A 5,082-nucleotide genomic window follows, 5' to 3' on the forward strand; every position below is an offset into this window, starting at 1 on the left:
CGCATGTTCTGCCGCCTCAAGGACTATCGCCGTATCGCCACCCGCTACGACAAACTCGCCACCAATTTCCTTGGCGCTATCTACCTCGCCGCAGCCGTCACATGGTGGTTATGAGTCCCGACCCTAGGTAACATTCAGTTCTATTTTCCAAGACATTTTCGCGACAGGGCACGAGCCGCGCAGCGGGGGTATCTGGGAACGCAGCCCTCGCACCGCCGCTCGAGGCCGTTGACCGATCGATCGGCGGCCGCGCGGCCCGAAAAGGCACAAGCGCTTTGGGGTTCAACGAACCGATATGCAGACTGTTCAACACAACGGGCCATGCGATTGGGCTATGAACTTATCAAGTTATATTATTTGACGGCATAGCTGGAATGAATAGTTTGCCCGCAACTGTTGTACCGCGGATTTTAACCTAACGATACGCGAACTGGCGACGGCTCATTAAGCAATCGGATGCTCCTCACTCTCGAGGCAGCTCTCTATTCGAAGAATGTTACGAGAGGCAGGACGATGGCCGGCGAGAAACTTACTTTCAAAGCCGGGCAGGCTTTCGTGAGAACACAGAAAGAGCGGCTGGCAGCGGCGCGAACAATTCTCCCTTTACTGACAGAGGAAGCTGATCGCGGTGAAGCACTCACCCATCTCACCGATGCTGCGCTGAACGCGATGCGTGACGAAGGCCTGCTCCATCTGCTTCTTCCGAGAGAATTGGACGGCGAACAGGTCAGCTTCGTCGAGGCTATGGAAATCGTCGAATTATTGGCTTGGGCCGATGGCTCTGCAGGCTGGTACGCGATGGTTGCGAATACAGCGGCAGCGTCGGTTGGCGCATATATTCCTGAGCAGGGTGCCCAGGAAATCTACGGCAGAAATTCCAAGGCGATGGTCGCCGGCCAGGGCGGCCCGCGCGGCATGGCGAAGCCTGTCGACGGGGGGTATTTGATCAACGGTCCCTGGGCTTATGGCAGCACGATCTTCCACGCTGATTTCTACCATTCCGGCTGTATCGTCGTCGATGAAAACGGGCGCCCCCTTTTGGATCATCGCGGCGACCCTCGGTCGATAGTGTGCCATTTTCCGAGCAGCGAAGGTTCGCTTGGCGGGAATTGGGATACGCTCGGGCTTCGCGCCACCGGAAGCTATGATTATGATACGGCGTCTCCCGACCTGTTCGTCCCGGATTACATGGCGTTTGCTTTTACCGGGAGCGAACCCTGTCGCGGGGGATCGCAATATTCGATTGGCATCGTAGGCTTCACCGCCTGGTGTCACGCCTCATGGGCGCTCGGCGCGGTGCGGCGGGCGCTCGATGAAATAAGGGATCTTGCCCCGCGCAAGGCCGGGCCGTCTGGTCCGTTGGCCGCCAGCGCCACCTTCAGGCAGGGATATGCGGCTGCCGAGGCAAAATATCGATCGGCGCGCGCATTTCTGTACGAGACATGGCGGGATATCGACACAGCAACACTGGCCGGTCGTAAGGTCTCCGTCGAACAATTGGCGCTCGCGCGGATGGGCATGCGCTATCTTCATGATGTCGGTTCCGACGTCACCACATTTGCGTATCGCGCCGGCGGCGGGGTGGCGCTGCGGGCAAGTCTTCTGCAGCGCGCGTTCCGCGATATGCATGCGGCCACCCAGCACATGTTGATGTCGGATCAAATATATCAGGAGTGCGGGCGCGTCATGCTGGGCCTGGTCGGCGAGAACGCGCGCTGGGTGAATTCCAAGGTGGTAGATGAGTGACTTGTCGCCGGGGCGGGGGCCACAAATCAGCCCTGATGGACAAGCAGAACAGCGCCCTGCAGCCAGCTGATAAAAATGAGAACTTTTAATATTTATTGATAATTTGATAATCAACGTGTATATCGGGCATCACCCAATGCAACGCGCAAGGCAGCAACGATGCTCACCAGTCTCCGCTATTTCGCCGAGGTCGTCGATCGGCGAAGCTTCACCGCAGCAGCCGAAGCTCTCAACGTATCGCAGCCCACTTTAACGCGCAGCCTTCAGAATCTGGAGTTCCGGCTCGATTGCACGCTGATACTGCGTGACAAGGGGAACTTCGAGTTGACCCCAGCCGGAAGCTTGCTGTTGTCCCGTGGACGGATGTTGCTGGCGGAGCAAAAATCGATCCTCGGAGATTTGGCGGCACTGAACACGCACCAAAAGGGCCAAGTGACCGTCAACGGCTCCCTCGTCACCTCTCTTCACCTGTTACCTAAAATATTCCAGCAATTGGCAGTCACACGCCCGGACCTCAGGGTATCGATCGTTGGCGCCAACGACGCGGACTATGAACGAAAACGTGCCGCGGTCCTATCGGGCGAAGTCGATGTCGCCTTCTCGCTCTATGATCCTGCCAACTCGGCAGAAGGCCTGGTGCAGGAGATGTTGATCGAACCACATCTCAAAATCATGGTCCGGCGCGGGCATCCGGCGAACCGCCCCGACTGCGATATCGAGACACTGCTCCAATACCCGTGGGTGATGCTGCCCGGGACATCGAACAAGACCACGATCGAAACGGAATTTCGGATGAAGGGGCTAGCCTTTCCCGACGATGTGGTGCGCGTTTCCGAATGGCGATTTGCCCTGGATCTGCTGGAAGTCAGCGATCATGTGGCAGTGGTGCCCTATCACCCGGCATTGTTCACGGACCACATCAAAAACCTTGTCGTCCTTCCACTCGAATTTTCGGTGCGGCCGCTCGCGATCTGCATTTTATCGCGGCCACTCGGCAGCCAGCGCGGACCGACGCGCGACTTCATAGATGCGGTCAAAGCCACCGTCAAAGATGCCGAAACGAAGCTGGGCTGAACTATTGCATCAGGCCGCATCGCGCAGCGAACTGACCGGATGGTGATGGAGGGCATGACCACAAAAATACCGTCGGCATATCCGCCGCGCCTGCCTTCGATAAAAGATGGCCCGCCCCGAAATAGCGGAGACCGGCCATCATCGGATCGATATTCCTCATCAGATCATCAACATATATTATTGGCCCCTATGGCGGCCCGTAGGTAGGGTCACCTCCACACTCTTCGATGTGAATTGTCGAACGCGCGATCCGCGCAGTGCGACCGACGTTGAGAAATATAGACAAGGATCAAAAGCATGACTTTGGATCAGGACGGTCTGATTCAGGAGTGGATATCGGTAAAATACGAAGAAACTTCGGCTTTTACCGAGACATATGGCTTCGCGGGAAGCCAGGGGATGATCAATCTCGACGGCATCCTCCTCCGTCCTCCCACATCTTCAAAGACGTTGCTGTTCTTCATGCACCCGTCGACTGCGGTGCATGTGCTGCCGATGCCTCGCAGTCTGGCCAAAGCCGGATTTCACGTCCTCTGCGGCCAGAACCGCTATCCCCGAAATGACACGGCCCTTATCTTCGAGAAAGTGCTTTTTGATTATGGCGCATATATACGGTACGCCAAAGAGATCTTGGGATATGAGAAAGTTATCCTATATGGTTGGAGCGGTGGCGGTCCACTGACCACCTACTACCAAGCCCAAGCTGAGAAAGTGAGCGTGTTCGAAACGCCCGCCGGAGATCCGATCGATTTCAAGCACGCGAATTTCATCCCCGGCGATGCGATCATTTTTCAGGCTGGAAGCATATCGCGCGCGCGTATCCTGTTGGATTCCATCGACCCATCGGTGCGGGACGAGTTTAATCCGGACGACAGAATTGGCCATCTGGATCTTTATTCGCCCGAAACACTGAAGCTGAGACCTTTCTCGCAACCATATATAACCGAGTATCGCGAAGCGCAGCTTGCCCGCATGCGCAGAATTACCACTCGGGTGAAAGACAGGTTGCAAACACTGCGCAAGCGAGGCGGCGCTGAGATGGAAAGCTGTCTGCTGACACATCGCACGATGGCCGATCCTCGTTGGGTAGACCTCTCGATCGATCCCAATGATCGACGCGAGAATCTTTGTGTTTCCGGGGTGCCCGAAACCGTCAACTCAGGGCCGGTTGGTTTCGGCCGCTTCTCGACGCTGCGTTCCTGGCTATCACAATGGTCGATAGACGACAGCAAGGCCGACGCGATTATATCTACCCGCCAGATCTCGGTACCCTTTTTGGCGATCGAAAATAGCGCCGACGAGGCAGCGCCCGTCTCCCACATGAAAAATGTATTCGATGCCTGTAATAGTGCTTCGAAGGCGTATTTTACGATCAATGGTGCCAATCATTATTTTAGGCAACAACCTGAATTGCTGAATGAAACGACCTTGACGGTCACAGATTGGCTCGCGCGGATGGACATATTCCCATACCAATAGACCTCGCCGGGAGATCTGAACCGTCCGGTCATACAAACCGTGCGGCAAGTACCGTTCGGGTCCTGTAAGATCGGCCTTCTAGTCGATATGGCAAGCGTGTCGCTCTCTTCGATAGGCATTTTCCGAACAGTTGGATCACCTCCATCTCCGCGCGGCCGCACCGGCTTGGGGCTACGTTCGGGGCTGGTCCGTGAGGCCGCTACCGGAGGTCATGCTGCACATACCGATTTACAGCATGCCGCGCGCGCATAGAGCAATAGATATATGGTATTTGACTGCGGCGGGCCTCCCATTATCATCGCAATATAATTGGCATCGAAACTAGATGTGCTCGGTATTGAAAACCAATGAACTAGCGTTTTTAGTACCTATCGGATCACTCTGAGTATAAGTCATATATACCGACAGGAGATACGCGCTTATTGGGTATATCTGAGTGCCATGAAGTTGATTCAATCTCGCAGTTGGCGCACTATGATCTGGAATCACTTCCTGGGCGGGAAGATTCCGGCTTTTGAACCGCTAACAGCATGCAACCGGCTGCCGATGTGCTGCTTCAGTGATTATCTAGGAGTGCGGATATCACCTATCGGTCGATATGACCCGTAGCGGTCCATCCGAATGCTACGAATGTGGAACATACACCCGGCTTGATATTCATTGGTCGGCAGATTCCGTCTGTCAGCATTCAGAATATATTCTTTGGATCCGTCTGGCATGGTGGACCGGATATTCCTAATAAAATCGATTATAGGGGAGGATAACATATGCTCATGAGAAAAA

At 55.2% G+C, this 5,082-nt stretch carries 4 protein-coding genes; all 4 read left to right on the forward strand.

Annotated elements, in window-relative coordinates; genetic code table 11:
• Nucleotides 1–114: transposase (locus WP12_RS00255; protein ID WP_152663832.1), on the forward strand; the 114-nt coding region annotated here is incomplete at its 5' end.
• A gap of 399 nt (nt 115–513) precedes the next feature.
• Nucleotides 514–1,746 (forward strand): acyl-CoA dehydrogenase family protein, encoded by a 1,233-nt coding sequence (locus WP12_RS00260; RefSeq protein WP_046191768.1) that lies wholly within the window; start codon nt 514–516, stop codon nt 1,744–1,746.
• A 159-nt stretch (nt 1,747–1,905) separates the two neighbouring features.
• Nucleotides 1,906–2,820, forward strand: coding sequence for a LysR family transcriptional regulator (locus WP12_RS00265; protein WP_046191769.1), 915 nt, complete (start codon nt 1,906–1,908; stop codon nt 2,818–2,820).
• A 297-nt stretch (nt 2,821–3,117) separates the two neighbouring features.
• Nucleotides 3,118–4,299: an alpha/beta hydrolase family protein gene (locus WP12_RS00270; protein ID WP_046191770.1), complete on the forward strand. Its 1,182-nt coding sequence runs from the start codon at nt 3,118–3,120 to the stop codon at nt 4,297–4,299.
• The last annotated feature ends 783 nt before the right edge of the window (nt 4,300–5,082 follow it).

The sequence above is a fragment of the Sphingomonas sp. SRS2 genome, assembly GCF_000971055.1.
In the GTDB taxonomy this organism is placed as follows: Bacteria; Pseudomonadota; Alphaproteobacteria; order Sphingomonadales; family Sphingomonadaceae; genus Rhizorhabdus.

Bases quoted from the DNA above. Each gene is read 5' to 3' on its own strand.
- WP12_RS00260 (WP_046191768.1), top strand. From the start codon at position 514: ATGGCCGGCGAGAAACTTACTTTCAAAGCCGGGCAGGCTTTCGTGAGA.
- WP12_RS00265 (WP_046191769.1), top strand. From the start codon at position 1,906: ATGCTCACCAGTCTCCGCTATTTCGCCGAGGTCGTCGATCGGCGAAGC.
- WP12_RS00270 (WP_046191770.1), top strand. From the start codon at position 3,118: ATGACTTTGGATCAGGACGGTCTGATTCAGGAGTGGATATCGGTAAAA.